At 65.4% G+C, this 13,978-nt stretch carries 14 protein-coding genes and 1 tRNA gene; 6 read left to right on the top strand and 9 right to left on the bottom strand.

What is annotated here, in order from left to right; translation table 11 throughout:
• Positions 1-12: 12 nt before the first annotated feature.
• The 4 genes from arc to ACFVTD_RS16305 all read right to left on the bottom strand — a co-directional run bounded on the left by arc (position 13) and on the right by ACFVTD_RS16305 (position 4,858).
• On the bottom strand, positions 13-1,764 hold the full coding sequence (gene arc / locus ACFVTD_RS16320; protein WP_324641982.1) for a proteasome ATPase: 1,752 nt from the start codon (positions 1,762-1,764) through the stop codon (positions 13-15).
• 82 nt (positions 1,765-1,846) lie between these two features.
• A complete protein-coding gene (locus ACFVTD_RS16315) occupies positions 1,847-2,908 on the bottom strand; it encodes a tRNA (adenine-N1)-methyltransferase (protein WP_387564878.1) in 1,062 nt (353 codons plus the stop codon).
• Between the two features lie 95 nt (positions 2,909-3,003).
• On the bottom strand, positions 3,004-4,185 hold the full coding sequence (locus ACFVTD_RS16310) for a site-2 protease family protein (protein ID WP_387564876.1): 1,182 nt from the start codon (positions 4,183-4,185) through the stop codon (positions 3,004-3,006).
• A complete protein-coding gene (locus tag ACFVTD_RS16305; RefSeq protein WP_387564916.1) occupies positions 4,178-4,858 on the bottom strand; it encodes an HAD family hydrolase in 681 nt (226 codons plus the stop codon). Before ACFVTD_RS16305 ends, ACFVTD_RS16310 begins: the two co-directional genes overlap by 8 nt.
• 198 nt (positions 4,859-5,056) lie before the next feature.
• Here ACFVTD_RS16305 and ACFVTD_RS16300 point away from each other — a divergent pair, with 198 nt between their 5' ends.
• A complete protein-coding gene (locus tag ACFVTD_RS16300) occupies positions 5,057-5,962 on the top strand; it encodes a PAC2 family protein (RefSeq protein WP_387564874.1) in 906 nt (301 codons plus the stop codon).
• Between the two features lie 87 nt (positions 5,963-6,049).
• Here ACFVTD_RS16300 and mshC read toward each other — a convergent pair whose 3' ends face one another.
• Together mshC and ACFVTD_RS16290 are read right to left on the bottom strand one after the other, a co-directional pair.
• On the bottom strand, positions 6,050-7,327 hold the full coding sequence (gene mshC / locus ACFVTD_RS16295) for a cysteine--1-D-myo-inosityl 2-amino-2-deoxy-alpha-D-glucopyranoside ligase (RefSeq protein ID WP_387564872.1): 1,278 nt from the start codon (positions 7,325-7,327) through the stop codon (positions 6,050-6,052).
• Between the two features lie 15 nt (positions 7,328-7,342).
• Positions 7,343-8,176 (bottom strand): undecaprenyl-diphosphate phosphatase, encoded by an 834-nt coding sequence (locus ACFVTD_RS16290; RefSeq protein WP_387564870.1) that lies wholly within the window; start codon positions 8,174-8,176, stop codon positions 7,343-7,345.
• A 51-nt stretch (positions 8,177-8,227) separates the two neighbouring features.
• Between ACFVTD_RS16290 and ACFVTD_RS16285 the strand changes: the two genes are divergently transcribed.
• Positions 8,228-9,163 (top strand): aldo/keto reductase, encoded by a 936-nt coding sequence (locus ACFVTD_RS16285; RefSeq protein WP_387564868.1) that lies wholly within the window; start codon positions 8,228-8,230, stop codon positions 9,161-9,163.
• A 35-nt stretch (positions 9,164-9,198) separates the two neighbouring features.
• Here the strand turns inward: ACFVTD_RS16285 and ACFVTD_RS16280 are convergent, their stop codons facing one another.
• Positions 9,199-9,465 carry a hypothetical protein gene (locus tag ACFVTD_RS16280; protein WP_141160435.1) on the bottom strand — a complete coding sequence of 89 codons (267 nt, stop codon included), beginning with the start codon at positions 9,463-9,465 and terminating at the stop codon, positions 9,199-9,201.
• Positions 9,466-9,505: 40 nt separating this feature from the next.
• Between ACFVTD_RS16280 and ACFVTD_RS16275 the strand changes: the two genes are divergently transcribed.
• Positions 9,506-9,739, top strand: a complete 234-nt coding sequence (locus ACFVTD_RS16275) for a DUF5703 family protein (RefSeq protein ID WP_018771130.1) — start codon at positions 9,506-9,508, stop codon at positions 9,737-9,739.
• Positions 9,740-9,789: 50 nt separating this feature from the next.
• Here ACFVTD_RS16275 and ACFVTD_RS16270 read toward each other — a convergent pair whose 3' ends face one another.
• Positions 9,790-10,950: an acyl-CoA dehydrogenase family protein gene (locus tag ACFVTD_RS16270; protein WP_387564865.1), complete on the bottom strand. Its 1,161-nt coding sequence runs from the start codon at positions 10,948-10,950 to the stop codon at positions 9,790-9,792.
• Between the two features lie 12 nt (positions 10,951-10,962).
• Complete coding sequence (locus ACFVTD_RS16265) at positions 10,963-12,267, bottom strand: M20/M25/M40 family metallo-hydrolase (protein ID WP_387564863.1); 1,305 nt, start codon at positions 12,265-12,267, stop codon at positions 10,963-10,965.
• Between the two features lie 170 nt (positions 12,268-12,437).
• Between ACFVTD_RS16265 and ACFVTD_RS16260 the strand changes: the two genes are divergently transcribed.
• The 3 genes from ACFVTD_RS16260 (at position 12,438) to ACFVTD_RS16250 (ending at position 13,843) form a co-directional block, all read left to right on the top strand.
• Positions 12,438-12,520 (top strand) — tRNA-Leu (locus tag ACFVTD_RS16260).
• Between the two features lie 292 nt (positions 12,521-12,812).
• On the top strand, positions 12,813-13,373 hold the full coding sequence (locus tag ACFVTD_RS16255; protein ID WP_387564861.1) for a hypothetical protein: 561 nt from the start codon (positions 12,813-12,815) through the stop codon (positions 13,371-13,373).
• Between the two features lie 2 nt (positions 13,374-13,375).
• The gene (locus tag ACFVTD_RS16250) at positions 13,376-13,843 is read left to right on the top strand and encodes a hypothetical protein (RefSeq protein WP_387564860.1); all 468 of its coding nucleotides are present in this window, start codon (positions 13,376-13,378) and stop codon (positions 13,841-13,843) included.
• Positions 13,844-13,978 lie beyond the last annotated feature (135 nt).

Below are 13,978 nucleotides of genomic sequence, written 5' to 3'. Positions count from 1 at the left end.
CCTGTGGACCCGTCACAGATACTGTCCAGTAGTGGGCATTGTCTCGATGGACTTGCCGGGCTCCTGGCCGGCTTTGCCCTGCACGATGGTGCGGATATAGGTAATCCGTTCACCTTTCTTTCCGGAGATGCGTGCCCAGTCATCGGGGTTGGTGGTGTTGGGCATGTCTTCGTGTTCCCGAAACTCGTCCACCACGGCGCGCAGCAGGTGCTCGATCCGGAGCCCCTTCTGGTGCGATGTCAGCAGGTCCTTGATGGCATACTTCTTGGCCCGGTCCACTACGTTCTGCACCACGGCACCGGAGTTGAAATCTTTGAAGTACAGCATTTCGGTGTCACCGTTGGCATAGGTGACTTCCAGGAACTCATTGGATTTGTCGGTGGAGTACATGGCCTCCACGGTGCGCTGGACCATGGCGTCGACGGTGGCCTGGACATCTCCGTTGTGTTCGGCCAGGTCTGATTCGTGGAACGGCAGGTCCGGTGTGATGTATTTGTTGAAGATGTCGGCCGCTGCCTCTGCATCGGGCCGCTGGATCTTGACCTTCACGTCGAGCCGGCCGGGCCGGAGGATGGCGGGATCGATCATGTCCTCACGGTTGGACGCGCCGATGACGATCACATTGTCCAGGCGCTCGACGCCGTCGATCTCGCTGAGGAGCTGGGGCACGATGGTGGTTTCGACGTCGGACGAGATGCCGGTGCCGCGGGTGCGGAACAGCGAGTCCATTTCGTCGAAGAACACCACAACGGGGCTGCCGTCCGAGGCCTTTTCCCGGGCGCGGGAGAAGATCAGGCGGATATGCCGCTCTGTCTCGCCCACGTACTTGTCAAGGAGTTCGGGGCCCTTGATGTTCAGGAAGTAGCTCTTCAGGTCCACGTTGCCGGACCGCTCCGCTGCCCGGGCCGCGAGCGAATTGGCTACGGCCTTGGCAATCAGGGTCTTGCCGCAGCCGGGAGGGCCGTAGAGCAGGATGCCCTTGGGAGCCTTGAGGCCGTGCTCACGGTAGAGATCGGGGTGCAGGAACGGCAGTTCCACGGCGTCCCGGATCTGCTCGATCTGGGGGCCAAGGCCGCCGATGTCCTCATAGGTGATGTCCGGAACTTCCTCGAGGACAAGGTTTTCCACCTCTGAACGGGGAACCTTCTCCAGCGCGTATCCGGTACGGGAATCCACGGACAGGGCGTCGCCGACCCTCAGTTTTTCGGACAGGAGCGCACCGGAGAGCCGCACAACGCGTTCTTCGTCCGCGCGGCCCACCACAAGGGCGCGGTCCCGTCCGAGCATTTCCTTCAGGGTGGCCAGTTCGCCGGCCCGCTCGTAACCCAGTCCCGCGACGATCAGGAGTGCCTCGTTCAGCAGCACTTCCTGGCCGACCGCAAGCTGGTTGATGTTGACCAGCGGGCTGATGCCCACGCGCATCTTACGGCCCGCGTTGAAGATGTCCACCGATTCCTCGGTGGCGGCCTGGCCGCTGTTGCCGGGGGCGGGCTGCCGCTTGGGGTTGATCTGGAGGATGGTGCCGAAGCTGTAGGGCGGTTGCCCTTCCTGGTCCAGGGCGTTCTTGAGGCGGAGAATCTCCGCCTTCGCCGTCTCAAGCATGCTGACCAGCTTCGAGTTGTTCTGCGTTGCCGCTGCCAACTGGCGGTCGATGTGCCTGAGCTTGTCCCGAAGTATGTTGACCTGGCGGTCAGCAACCGAGAGGTCGTTGGCGGCAGACTGCTCTGCCGGTGTACGTCCGGAGTCCTGGTTTGGTGTCTCCATGATGTATCAGCCCCTTCCTGCGCTTCTCTTAAGACATTAGTCCCAAGAGGCCGGGTAGGGATGGAGGCTCCCGAAATATGGACTAGTTCGTGACCTCGGGGTTGTCCACCACGTTGGTCCCCGCGATGGCGTCCCGGGCGGCGCGCCGGAGCTTCTTGTCGGATACCGCCCGCTCCCCCACAGCTCCTGGAGTCCAGGCGTTGACGTCCTCTTCGTTGAATTCGGTCTTGGACGGGCGGCGCTTGACCGAGATGCCCGTGACGCCGTCTGCCAGCCGCCGGGTGACCAGCAGGAACCCTGTGTGGGCCACCATCCGGTGGTCAGGACGCACGGCAAGGCCTTCGAGGTGCCAGCCGCGGACCATCGACTCCCAGGCGTCCGGTTCGGTGAAGCGTCCGTCGGCCCGGATGGCTTCGGCCGTGCGGGAGAGCTGGGTAACCGTGGCGACATAGTTGATCCAGACGCCGCCGGGGGCCAGCACGGTGGCGACGGCGTCGAGGCACTCCCACGGCGCCAGCATGTCCAAGACCACGCGGTCCACGGAGCCGGGCTCCTCGGCCTTGACCACTTCCTCCTGGAAGTCGCCGAGGGAGATCTGCCACGCGGGGTGGGGACCGCCGAAGATGGTTTCCACGTTGCCGCGGGCGATGTCCGCGAACTCCTCGCGCCGTTCGAAGGAGTGCAGGTAGCCGTTGTCGCCCACCGCGCGGAGCAGCGAAATGGACAGCGCGCCCGATCCGACGCCGGCCTCCACGACGCGTGCGCCGGGGAAGATGTCCGCCATCGTGACGATCTGGCCGGCGTCCTTGGGATACACGACGGCGGCGCCGCGCGGCATGGACAGCACGAAGTCGGAGAGCAGGGGCCGGAGGGTCTGGTACTGCTGGCCCACGTTGTTCACCACTACCGAGCCGTCCACCTGGCCAATGATTTCGTCATGGTTCAGGAAGCCGCGGTGGGTGTGGAATGCGCCGCCGCGCTCCAGCGTGATCGTGTTCATCCGGCCACGCTCGTCGGTCAGTTGGACGCGTTCGCCCTCCCGGAAAGGGCCGCGGCGACGGGCAGCGCCCACCGGCTGCGAGCCGCTGGCAGCACCGGCTTGCGCTGCTCCCTTGGCGTCGTTAACGGCAGTTTCGCTGCTCATGATTCTTCCTCGCTCCTGTAAACCTGTTGTGCCTCGGTCCTGGTGGTCCATGGGACGCTGTGGCTTCCGCGGCAATGCACGACCGGCAGGTAACTCTACCGGGTCTGGCCCTGCGGGTGCCTATCGTTGCGCAGGCGCTTGCCGGTGATGGCGGCGAGGACGGCTTCCTGCGTCAGCAATCCGGTGACGGTTCCGTTGTGGTCAACCACGGCGTAGTGGCGTCCCTCGAGCTGGGAGAGGAACTGGATCAGTTCCTGCCCCCTGGACCACTCCGGAATGTAGGCGCCGGCGGCCAGGGGAAACGAGACGGCGGTGACGGGGGTGGTATCTGCCGCTGCGCCGGGTACCGCTGCAAGGGCGCCCGGGTCCACCACTCCTTCCGGCCGTCCGTCGGAACCGCAGACCACCACTGATTTCGTTCCTTCCGCGCCCAGCCGGAGGGCGTCCCGGACCGTGGCGGTGGAGGGAACGCCGGCAGCCGGCGTTGACAAAGCTGCGGCGCTGACCAGTGGGAGACGCCCGCGAAGGGTGCCCTGCTGGATGGACGCTGATGCGCCCATCCAGAGGAATCCGCCCACCAGGATGGTGATCATCAGGAGGCTGAATTCGGGCTGGTCGCCGGCGAGGAACGGACGAAGGAGGAACCAGTAGCCGATGGCGAGGACGATGATCCGGCCGCCCCACCCGGCCGCCACGGTGCCTTTCGCCTGGCTGCCGGTGGCTTTCCAGACGATGGATTCGACCAGCCGGCCGCCGTCGAGTGGAAGGCCCGGCAGGACGTTGAAGACCCCGATGAGGAAGTTGGCCCACATGAAGATGTTCGTCAGGATCTCGGCCACGCTTCCCAGGCTGTTGGTGCTGAGCACCAGCCACGCTCCGCCGGCGAGGACGAAATTCGCGGCCGGGCCGGCCAGGGCGACGAGAACTGACCGGCCGGGGGAAGAGGTGAAGCTTTCAAACTGGGTGTGCCCGCCCCAGAGGTTGAGGACGATCTTCTGGGTGGGCCAGCCGTAGATTTTTGCCGTCAGGGCGTGGGCAAGTTCGTGGACAAGGACCGAGATGAGCAACAACACGGCATAGGCAAAAGCCACCACGTAGGCGCTGACGCCCAGCATGGGGTGGTTTCGGGCAAGTACGGGTCCGTAGACGATCACCGTGAACGCTGCGATCACGAACCACGAGTAGGCCAGCACCACCGGCACGCCGGCGATGCGCCCCAGGGGAATGCCCTCGCGGCGCGCCGGTGCGGTGCCTTGTCCGGCCTTCGGTTCAGCCACCGTGACCACCGGGCGAGGCGGCCGCCCCAGAGGAACCGGCCGGCAGGAGCAGGGCTTCCAGCTCCTCCAGGCCACGGCCGGACAGGGAATCCCACAGCGCGTAACTGCCGGTGTCCGGAAGCGGAACAATGTGCGGGACAGCCACGGTGGCCACGCCGGAGGCCACGGCCGCGGCCACGCCCGGCACGGAGTCTTCCAAGGCTACGCAGTGGTGGATTCCAAGGTCGGGATCGTCCTCCTGCAGGAGTTCGACGGCGGTCAGGTATGCCTCGGGGTGCGGCTTGCCCTGGCTCACCGTGTCTCCGGTGACCAGTACGTCGAAATACGGACGGGGAAGGCTGGCCACCACTTCGCGGGCCAACGGCCCCTCGGACATGGTGACCAAGGCGCAGCGCACGCCGGCCAGGTGCAATTCCTCCAGGAGTTCGCGGGCGCCCGGCCGCCAGGGTACCTGCTGCTGGACGCTGCTGACCACCTGGGCGGTCAGGGTGTCGATGATTTCCCGGATTTCGAGGTCGACGCCGGCTTGCTGGAGCAGGCCGGCGGAGAACGTCAGCGACTGGCCAACCAGCTGCATTGCCTGGTCATGGCTCCACGTTCCCCCGTGGGCCTCCACCAGCGCATGCTCCGCGGCGATCCAGTATGGCTCGGTGTCCACAATGGTTCCATCCATGTCCCAGAGGACGGCTTTAAGCGGGGAGCTGGCGGCAGGAATTGGCATAACGCCAGTCTACGGGGCGTGGCTGGGCGGAGGCTGTGGGCTACGCCCTTGGCGAATATGCCATGGCCGGACGCCCCCTGGGTGCGTTTGACGGGATTTGCGGCGCTTCATTCCCTGCACGGGCCAGCCGCTTGGACGTAGGGTGAAGAAATGAATAGCTTCGAGGGAGACACCGCCGAACAGGGTGCCGGACCCGAGCGGGAACGGTTCCTGCAGCCAGTCGCTGACGGACAGCGCGTAACTGTGATGCTTGCCGCCTTTGAGGGGTGGAACGACGCCGGAGAAGCAGCCAGCGATTCACTGCGCTACCTGAACAAACTATGGGGCGGCAAGAAAGTCGCTTCCATCGATGCCGACGAGTACTACGACTTCCAGTTCACCCGCCCCACGGTGCGCCGGAACGCGGCCGGTGAACGCAAAATCAAATGGCCTTCCACCCGGATCTACAAGGCCGGTGCACCCAACTCCAATGTGGATGTCATCTTTGTCCAGGGAACCGAGCCCTCCTACAAATGGCGTGCCTACACCGCTGAGCTGCTGGTCCACGCCGAGGCCCTCAACGTGGATTACGTGGTGCTGGTGGGCGCCCTCCTGGCCGACGTTCCGCACAGCCGCCCAATCCCGGTGAGCACATCCTCGGACGACGCTCCGCTCCGGGAGCGCATGAACCTGGAAGCGTCACAGTATGAGGGTCCCGTAGGGATCGTGGGGGTCCTCTCAGAGGTGGCCCTTCTTGCCGGCATCCCCACGGTGTCTTTGTGGGCCGCAGTGCCGCACTATGTGGCCCAGGCGCCGTCCCCCAAGGCCCAGCTGGCCCTCCTGCACCGGATCGAGGAGCTCCTCCAAGTGCCGCTGGACACGCACGAGCTGGCTGAGGAAGCTGACGCCTGGGAGCGCGGTGTGGACGAACTTGCCACGGAGGACCCTGAGATTGCGGCATACGTCAGGCAGCTGGAGGAAGCCAAGGATACGGCAGACCTTCCCGAAGCCAGCGGCGAGTCCATTGCCCGTGAATTCGAGCGCTACCTGAAGCGGCGGGGCCAGGACCGGCCCTGATGCCGCCGTCCTGGTTGCTTTAAAGGGAAGGGCCTGGCCGGGAGCAATCCCGCCAGGCCCTTCCCGTCTGCTGCTGTGAATGGACTCCTAGAGCCGGATACCCAGGAGCGCGTCCACCGCGTCCTTGACCAGGGCTGCGTCGGCGGAGCTGGCGGCAGCACCGCCGACGTTCGCCGCCCGCGCCCAGCGCGACACCGCCGCAACCGCTGCGGGCGCATCCAGGTCGGCTGCCAGCGCTTCGCGCATCTCCGCCAGCAGTGCCTGGCCCGAGCCCTCCGGGGCGTGGTCCAGTGCCGTCCGCCAGGCCGCCAGGTCTGCCTTTGCGGCCGCGAAGCCCTCGTCAGTCCAGGACCAATCAGACCGGTAGTGGTGGGCCAGGATGGCCAGGCGGATCGCTGCCGGATCCTCCCCTGCCGCGCGGAGTTTGGAAACCAGCACCAGGTTGCCCTTGGATTTGCTCATCTTTTCGCCGTCCAGGCCCACCATGCCCGCATGGGCGTAGTGCTTGGCCAGCGGGACACCGGCCAGCGAGTAGGCGTGCCCCGCACCCATCTCGTGGTGCGGGAAAATCAGGTCCGATCCGCCGCCCTGCACGGTGAACGGCGCGGGGAGGTACTTCTGTGCGATCACGGTGCATTCGATGTGCCAGCCGGGCCGTCCCGGTCCAAGGCTGCCACCAGGCCAGCTCGGCTCCCCATCCCGTGCCACCCGCCAGAGCAGCGGGTCCAGGGCCTGCCGCTTTCCGGCGCGGCCCGGATCCCCGCCGCGCTCGGCGAAAAGCTCAAGCATGGCGCTTTCGCCCAGATGGGAAATAGACCCCAGGGCCCACGCGTCAGGTGCCGTTGACTGCTTGCCCGCCGCTTCGACGTCGTAATACACGTCCCCGTCAGGTTCGCCGTTGGTGCCTGCCACCCGGTAGGCCAGGCCCATGCTGACCAGCCGCTCCACTTCGGGGACGATCAGGCCGACGGATTCGACGGCGCCAACGTAGTTGTCCGGCGCCAGGACGTTCAGCGCCTCCATGTCGGTCTGGAACAGCTCCACCTGTTCTGCGGCGAGGTCGCGCCAGTCGACGCCGGTGGCGGTGGCGCGCTCCAGCAGGGGATCGTCAACGTCGGTGACGTTCTGCACGTAGGAGACTTCACTGCCTGCGTCGCGCCAGGCACGGTTCAGCAGGTCAAACGCCACGTAGCTGGCCGCATGCCCCATGTGGGTTGCGTCGTAGGGAGTGATGCCGCAGACGTACATGGACGGCCGCGCCTCCCGTTCCAGTGCCACGTCGTGGCCGGCCGCGGTATCGAACAACCGGATGGCGGGCATGTTTCCGGGCAGGGCAGGCACAGGGCGGGAAGTCCAGGATTTCACATCCCAAGCCTAGTCCTAGGCGCTGATGACGCCGAAACCGAGGAGGAGGTAGAGGGCGAGCCCCAGGAAGATCCGGTACCAGACAAAGAGCCGGTAGCTTCGGGTGGAGACGAACTTCAGGAACCAACCGATGATCACGTAGCCCACCACCAGGGCGATGACGGTGGCAAGCGCCGTCTCTGGAAGGCCGAAGGGTCCGGACATCCCTTCCTTGGTGACAACCTTGTACAGCTGGTACAGCCCGCTGCCGAAGACGGCGGGGATGGCCAGCAGGAAGGAATACCGTGCCGCGGCCTCACGGGTGTAGCCCATCAGCAGGCCAGCGGTGATGGTACCGCCGGACCGGGAGACACCGGGAATCAGGGCCAGGGCCTGCGCGAGTCCGTAGAGGATGCCGTGCTTGTAGGTCAGGTGGGCCAGGTCCCGCTTCTGGGCGCCGATCGCGTCCGCCACGGCCAGGATGAGGCCGAAGACGATCAGCATGGTGGCCACGATCCACATGCTGCGGAGCACGGATTCGATCTGGTCCTGGAAGAGCAGCCCCAGCACGATGATGGGCAGGCTGCCGAGGATCACCAGCCAGCCCACGCGTGCGTCGGGGTCATTCCGGGGCACCTTGCCGGTAAGCGAGCTGGCCCAGGCCTTGACGATGCGGACAATGTCCCGCCAGAAGAAGATCAGGACGGCGGTCTCCGTGCCGAGCTGGGTGATGGCCGTAAAGGCTGCCCCCGGGTCCTGGGCGTTGGGGAGGAATTCCCCCACGATCCGCAGGTGCGCGCTTGATGAAATCGGTAGAAATTCGGTCAGTCCCTGCACTAGGCCCAGCAGGGCCGCTTCAAACCAGTTCACGCTAAGACCCTACGGCATGGCGGCGGTGCTCCTGCCCGTAAGCTTGCTGCTATGCAGCAGCGTTACGTCGGCAACAGTGGATTGCGAGTTTCAGCCCTCTCCCTTGGCACCCGGTCCTGGGGTGGCGACACTGATGAACAGGACGCCTCGGAGTTGCTGCGCACCTTCCTTGAGGCGGGCGGCCGGCACGTGGATACAGCGGCGTCATATGCGGGCGGTGGATCGGAGGCGATCCTTGGATCGCTGCTGGGCGATGTGGTGTCCCGCACGGAGATTTCCATCTCCACCAAGGCGGGGATGACGACGCCGGATGGCCGGCGCGCGGTGGACACCTCACGCAATGCGATGCTCACCGGACTGGACGCCAGCCTGGCGAGGCTGGGCACGGACTATGTGGACCTGTGGTTTGCCGAAGCGTGGGATGGCAACGTTCCCCTCGACGAAACCCTCGCGGCCTTGGAATTCGCCGTCCGGACCGGGCGGGCCAGGTATGCCGGAATCTCGAACTACAGGGGCTGGCAGGCCGCGAAGGCCGCGGCGACCAGCAGTGTGCCACTGGTGGCGGTCCAGGCGGAGTACTCGTTCCTTGAGCGGACAGCGGAGGCGGAGCTGATACCGGCGGCCGACGATGCCGGGCTGGGCCTGATGGCCTGGGCTCCCCTGGGCCGGGGGGTGCTCACGGGGAAGTACCGTGGCAGCATCCCCGCCGGTTCGCGCGGCGCCTCCGTCAGCGAAGCCGCCTATGTGGAGCCGTACCTGGAGGACAAGCCGTCGCGGATCGTGGATGCCGTGTGCATGGCTGCCAACGGGCTGGGCCGTACTCCGCAGGATGTCTCGCTGTCTTGGCTGCTGGCACAGCAGGGAGTTGCAACGGCGATCGTTGGTGCGCGCACGCCGGTGCAGCTGAAGGAAGTACTTGATGCCCAGCTGGCGCCCTTGCCGCCGCAGATTGCGCGCGCTCTCGAGGATGTTTCCGCGGTGTCTTAGGGCTTGTTCCCGGACCTTCCAGGTTCGGGGGGCTGCTATTCCTCGACTATTTCGAGGTCCTCGTCCTCGTCCACGTCGGCTTCTTCGTCCTCGTCATCCTCGTCGTCAAAGACCTGCAGGGGCGTTACTTCGTTGTAGGCCTCGTAGAGGGCGTCCTCGTAAACTTCGAAAGCATCGGCAACTGCGAAAAACGCTGCCTCAACTGAGGGATCACCGTCCCCGCGGCGGTTCGATGCTGCTATAAGGTGTTCTTCCAAAGCGGTGGTCAGGGACGAAAGCGCGACACGCGGATCGATGCTCATGACTTCACGTTAGCCGGAAAAGGACGAAAATGGAGAGCAAATGAAGGAACAATTTCTCACCAGCTCGGTCCAGCGGGAACGGGATTATTTGCGGCAGTACGAGTACCTCGTACTGACCGTCAGCCCTGATGATTCCTTGCCGGAGGCGCGGCGCCGGCTCGTTGAACACTCCGAATACGGCAAGTGGGAACTGGAACGCAGCAAGCTTTACGTGGGCGGCGGCAGGCGCTTCTGGCTGCGGCGCCGGGTGATGCAGGTCCAGCGGACCGTTTGAGGATGTGCGGTCCGAAGGACCGTTCAGCGGGCCGAAGCCCAGCGGGCCGCTCAGTCTTCGACCGGGCCCAGCCAGGCGTTGGCCACGGTGTTGTGGGCTGACTCGTCGTCGGAGGGGTGGAACATCCCGGCCAGCACGTCCCGGTAGAGCCGCTCCAGTTCGGAGCCCCGGAAATAGCTCGATCCCCCGCTGACGCGGATGGCGAGGTCCACCACGCGGCGGGCTGTTTCGGTGGCGTTCACTTTCAGTCCCACCAGTCTGGGAAACCACTGGCTTCCGTGGTCAGCCAGGGCGTCGACGTCGGCGGTGACGGTCTTCAGCTGGGGGTAGAGATTGTCCATGGCCATGGCAGCCTCTGCCACCTTCCAGCGGATGTCCGGGTCCTGCGCGTAGCTGCGGCCGCCGTTCTTGAAGGAGGTGCGCTTCTTCACGGTCTCCACGCCGACGGTAAGGGCGCGTTCACCCACTCCTGTATAGACGGCGGCAAGGAGGCTCTCGAAGCAGGCGAAGATGGCGAAGATCAGAGGGTCGGCGTTGGGGCCGACGGGCAGCTTGCGGAAGATGCGGCCGGCTGGAGCTTTGACTCCTTCCAGGACCGTGGTGGCGGACTGGCTGGCGCGCATGCCCAGGGTGTCCCAGTCGTCCAGGATCCGGTAGCCGGGAGTTTCCCGGGTGATGAACCCGTGGACCAGTTCCCCAGCACCGTCCCGCGCGTCCGGGTCCTTGCCGAAGATGCCCAGTCGGGTCCACGCCGGTGAGAGGCTGGTGAAGATCTTGGTGCCGCTGAACGTGTAGCCCCCGTCATCTTGCGGCACGGCCGTGGTCCGGGAGTCGAACAGGACCGAGTCGTTGCCGGCCTCCGAGTTGCCGAAGGCGAACACCTCCCCCTGGGCGGCTTCCTCGAGGACGAAGTCCAGCGAGTGGTCGCCCCGGGCCGCCAGGACGTGGGCGACGCCGGTCCAGACCAGGTGCATGTTGACGGCCAGCGCAGTGGCCGGAGCAGCCGTTGCCAGCCTGCGCTGGCACTGCGCCGCCGCTTCAAGCCCGAGCCCCTTGCCGCCGTCGGACACTGGTACGAAAAGTTTCAAGTAGCCGGCCGCTGCCAACTCCTGCAGGTCCTCATGGAAGAAGGCGTTGTCGCGGTCATAGCCGGCAGCGCGGCTGCGGATGCGCTCGAGAAGCTCATCCGGCAGCAGTTCCTCTGGGGTCACGGCCAGCTCCTCTCAGTAGTTGGTGAGCAGGGTATTCAGGACACGGGCGCCGAACTTGAGGGAGTCCGCCGGGACGCGCTCGTCCACACCGTGGAACATGCCGGTGAAGTCCAGCTCATCCGGAAGCATGAGGGGCGCGAAGCCGTAACCGGTGATTCCCAGGCGGCTGAGCGACTTGTTGTCGGTGCCGCCGGAGAGCGTGTAGGGCAGCACCTTGGCGCCGGGATCCTCCTTGTGGAGCGCATCGATCATCGAGTCCACCAGGTTGCCGGCGAAGGGGACCTCGAGCGAGACGTCGTTGTGGACGTAGCTGACGTCCACGCCGTTGCCGGCGAGTTCACGCACGATTTCCAGGACCTGCTGTTCCTGGCCCGGGAGCGTGCGGCAGTCCACCAGGGCTTCGGCGGACTCGGGGATGACATTGTGCTTGTAGCCGCCCTTGAGGAGCGTCGGGTTGGTGGTGTTCTGCAGCGTGGCCCCGACGAACCGTGCCACCGTGCCAAGCTGGTCAAGCAGCAGGTCAGGATTGTCGGCGTCGAACTCCACTCCGGTGAGTTCCGTCACCCCGTCAAGGAACTGGCGCGTGGTGGGCGTGAGCTCGATGGGCCACTTGTACTCGCCGATCCTGGTTACCGCAGCGGCGAGCCGGGTGACCGCGTTGTCAGTATTGATCTGCGAACCATGGCCTGCCCTCCCCTGGGCCACGAGGCGGAGCCATGAGATGCCCTTCTCCGCAGTCTGCAACAGGTAGGTGCGTTGCCCGCCGATGGTGGCGGAGAAGCCGCCCACCTCGGAGATGGCCTCGGTGGCTCCCTCGAACAATTCGGGGCGGTTATCGACCGCGTAGCGGGCGCCGTAAACGCCGCCGGCTTCCTCATCAGCGAAGAACGCGAAGATGATGTCACGCTTGGGCTTCCGGCCTTCCCTGGCGAAGCTTCGCATCACAGACAGGATCATGGCGTCCATGTCCTTCATGTCGACGGCGCCGCGTCCCCAGATGAGGCCGTCCTTGAGTTCCGCGCCGAACGGGTCAACGGACCACTGGTTGCGGAGGGCGGGAACGACGTCAAGGTGTCCGTGCACCACCAGTGCACTGGCCGAGGGGTCCTCCCCCGCCATCCTGGTGACAACGTTCGCCCGGCCGGGGGCAGACTCGAAGATCTCCGCGTCCAGCCCCACTTCCTCGATGAGCTCCGCTGCGTACTCGGCAGCCGCGCGCTCCCCGGGCCCCGACCCGTCGCCGTAATTGGAGGTGTCGATCCGGATGAGTTCCTGGCAGATCCGGACAACTTCATCCTCGGGCAGGACGTCAGGCATTGGTGGCTCCTTGGTAGGGAATGACTGGGTGGCACGGGCTGAATCGCTGCCTTCAGCCTACCTACTTGGCCCGATTCGTTGTTCCCGGAAAGTTCGTGTTAGAGTTTTTCTCGCTGCTTCGGAGAGGCGCGAAACGCTGAAAGGCGGAACCGCTTCCCGAAATACCACCTGCGCGGGTGGCGGAATGGCAGACGCGCTAGCTTGAGGTGCTAGTCCTCGAAAGGGGGTGGGGGTTCAAGTCCCCCTCCGCGCACAAAAGGGAAAGCCCCGGAACATCAGTGATGTTCCGGGGCTTTTTCGTGTTTCCAGCCATGTCGTCACCGATTCCAGCCGCGGTCCCGTTCCCGATCCTCTACACGAGCGGAGCATCGACCCGGACGGCTCCAGCGCCATGGTTTCGCCTTGGTTTTCGTTAGGGTGGGAGCTACGCGTGCTCAGCAAAATGCTTTCTCGCCGGAAGCCAGGGTGAACAGGCCCTATGGGCCGCACGCATCAGAGTTCGCAGCCCGCACTTAACGCGGGACCTCGGGACGGAAGCAGGGGGAATGATGGCCGGCACCCGGAACACCAGGGAGGGTCAGGTCCCCAAGTACTTCTACGCCACAGGTGGGCGGGGCAGGGAAACGGTCATCTACGCCTACACCCAGGAAGAGTGGGGGCTTGGCGGCTCCCTTCCCAGCGGAGGCAACTACCAGGCAAGGACATTCACCGGCCTGGCCATTGTGGCCCTGATCGCGACCGTCCCGGCCATACTCGCCCCGCCGTTCATCCTGGTCAGCGTCTACGCGATCATCATCTCCTTCCCTGACCTTGGCGAGATGGGCATGGGACTGATCTGGTTCGTCGTATCCATCGTCTGCACCGCTCTGTTCAGCGGCGGCTGGCTGCTGAGTCTCCACGCCCTCAGAGGCGAGCTCAAGGCCCGAAAGCGCCGCAAGGACAGGGGCCTGCCCAAGCCAAGGTACGGTGTCACCGACGACCAGGCCCGCCACTGGTTTGAGGACCACCCGGGGGCTCTGGACATCACCCGGGAGAACTTCCCGTTCAGCACCCGCCTGTTTCCGGGCGAATCCGACTACCTGCCCAGCCACGAGAAACGAGCCTGACAATGGTTTACGGCCGGGAACGGTTTGCGCGCGAGGACGCCGTCTACGCCGAACACAAGAGGGCGGTCGCCGCCGGTGAGCGGCGCGTGCTCCGCAAGACCAGCACGGGCGAGCTGCACAGCTACCCGGCCGATGAGATCGGGTTCACGCCCGGGGGCGGACAGGCCCAGGTCAGCACCTGGTGGGGCATGGCCATTGTCTGTTCCGTCCTGGGGATGCTGTTCCTCGGATCGTTGGTCATGCTCATCGTGACCTTACTGCGGGGGCACGGGGAATGGGGCATCCTGTTCCCACTCCTCATGGGCGCCTTCGGAGTCGTTTACACGTTCCGACTTTCCAGGGACGAGTACCGGGCCACCCAGTTGCGCAAGCTCCGAGGTTCCCCGAAGCCAAGCTCGAGCGGCAGCGTTGACATCAACCTCCTTGAGCTGGGCCAGAACCGCGGCGAGCAGCCCGGCGCGTCCCGGTAGATCATATGCCTTGCTGTCTTTACCACGCTCCTGAGCGAAGGAATGCTGGCGGCGGGGATTCCCGTCGTCGGGCATGGCGGCGAACTGCGCACCGCTCTCCTGGGCCTTGGCGTAGGGGCCGGTGGCCTGGTGATG

The organism is Pseudarthrobacter sp. NPDC058119 (assembly GCF_042884655.1).
Lineage (GTDB): Bacteria > Actinomycetota > Actinomycetes > Actinomycetales > Micrococcaceae > Arthrobacter.
This window is presented reverse-complemented; position numbering and strand designations above follow the sequence as displayed.

Excerpts from the sequence above, each read along its gene's own strand:
- arc (WP_324641982.1), bottom strand. The coding sequence starts at position 1,764 with ATGGAGACACCAAACCAGGACTCCGGACGTACACCGGCAGAGCAGTCT.
- ACFVTD_RS16315 (WP_387564878.1), bottom strand. The coding sequence starts at position 2,908 with ATGAGCAGCGAAACTGCCGTTAACGACGCCAAGGGAGCAGCGCAAGCC.
- ACFVTD_RS16305 (WP_387564916.1), bottom strand. The coding sequence starts at position 4,858 with ATGGATGGAACCATTGTGGACACCGAGCCATACTGGATCGCCGCGGAG.
- ACFVTD_RS16300 (WP_387564874.1), top strand. The coding sequence starts at position 5,057 with ATGAATAGCTTCGAGGGAGACACCGCCGAACAGGGTGCCGGACCCGAG.
- ACFVTD_RS16285 (WP_387564868.1), top strand. The coding sequence starts at position 8,228 with ATGCAGCAGCGTTACGTCGGCAACAGTGGATTGCGAGTTTCAGCCCTC.
- ACFVTD_RS16280 (WP_141160435.1), bottom strand. The coding sequence starts at position 9,465 with ATGAGCATCGATCCGCGTGTCGCGCTTTCGTCCCTGACCACCGCTTTG.
- ACFVTD_RS16275 (WP_018771130.1), top strand. The coding sequence starts at position 9,506 with ATGAAGGAACAATTTCTCACCAGCTCGGTCCAGCGGGAACGGGATTAT.
- ACFVTD_RS16265 (WP_387564863.1), bottom strand. The coding sequence starts at position 12,267 with ATGCCTGACGTCCTGCCCGAGGATGAAGTTGTCCGGATCTGCCAGGAA.
- ACFVTD_RS16255 (WP_387564861.1), top strand. The coding sequence starts at position 12,813 with ATGATGGCCGGCACCCGGAACACCAGGGAGGGTCAGGTCCCCAAGTAC.
- ACFVTD_RS16250 (WP_387564860.1), top strand. The coding sequence starts at position 13,376 with ATGGTTTACGGCCGGGAACGGTTTGCGCGCGAGGACGCCGTCTACGCC.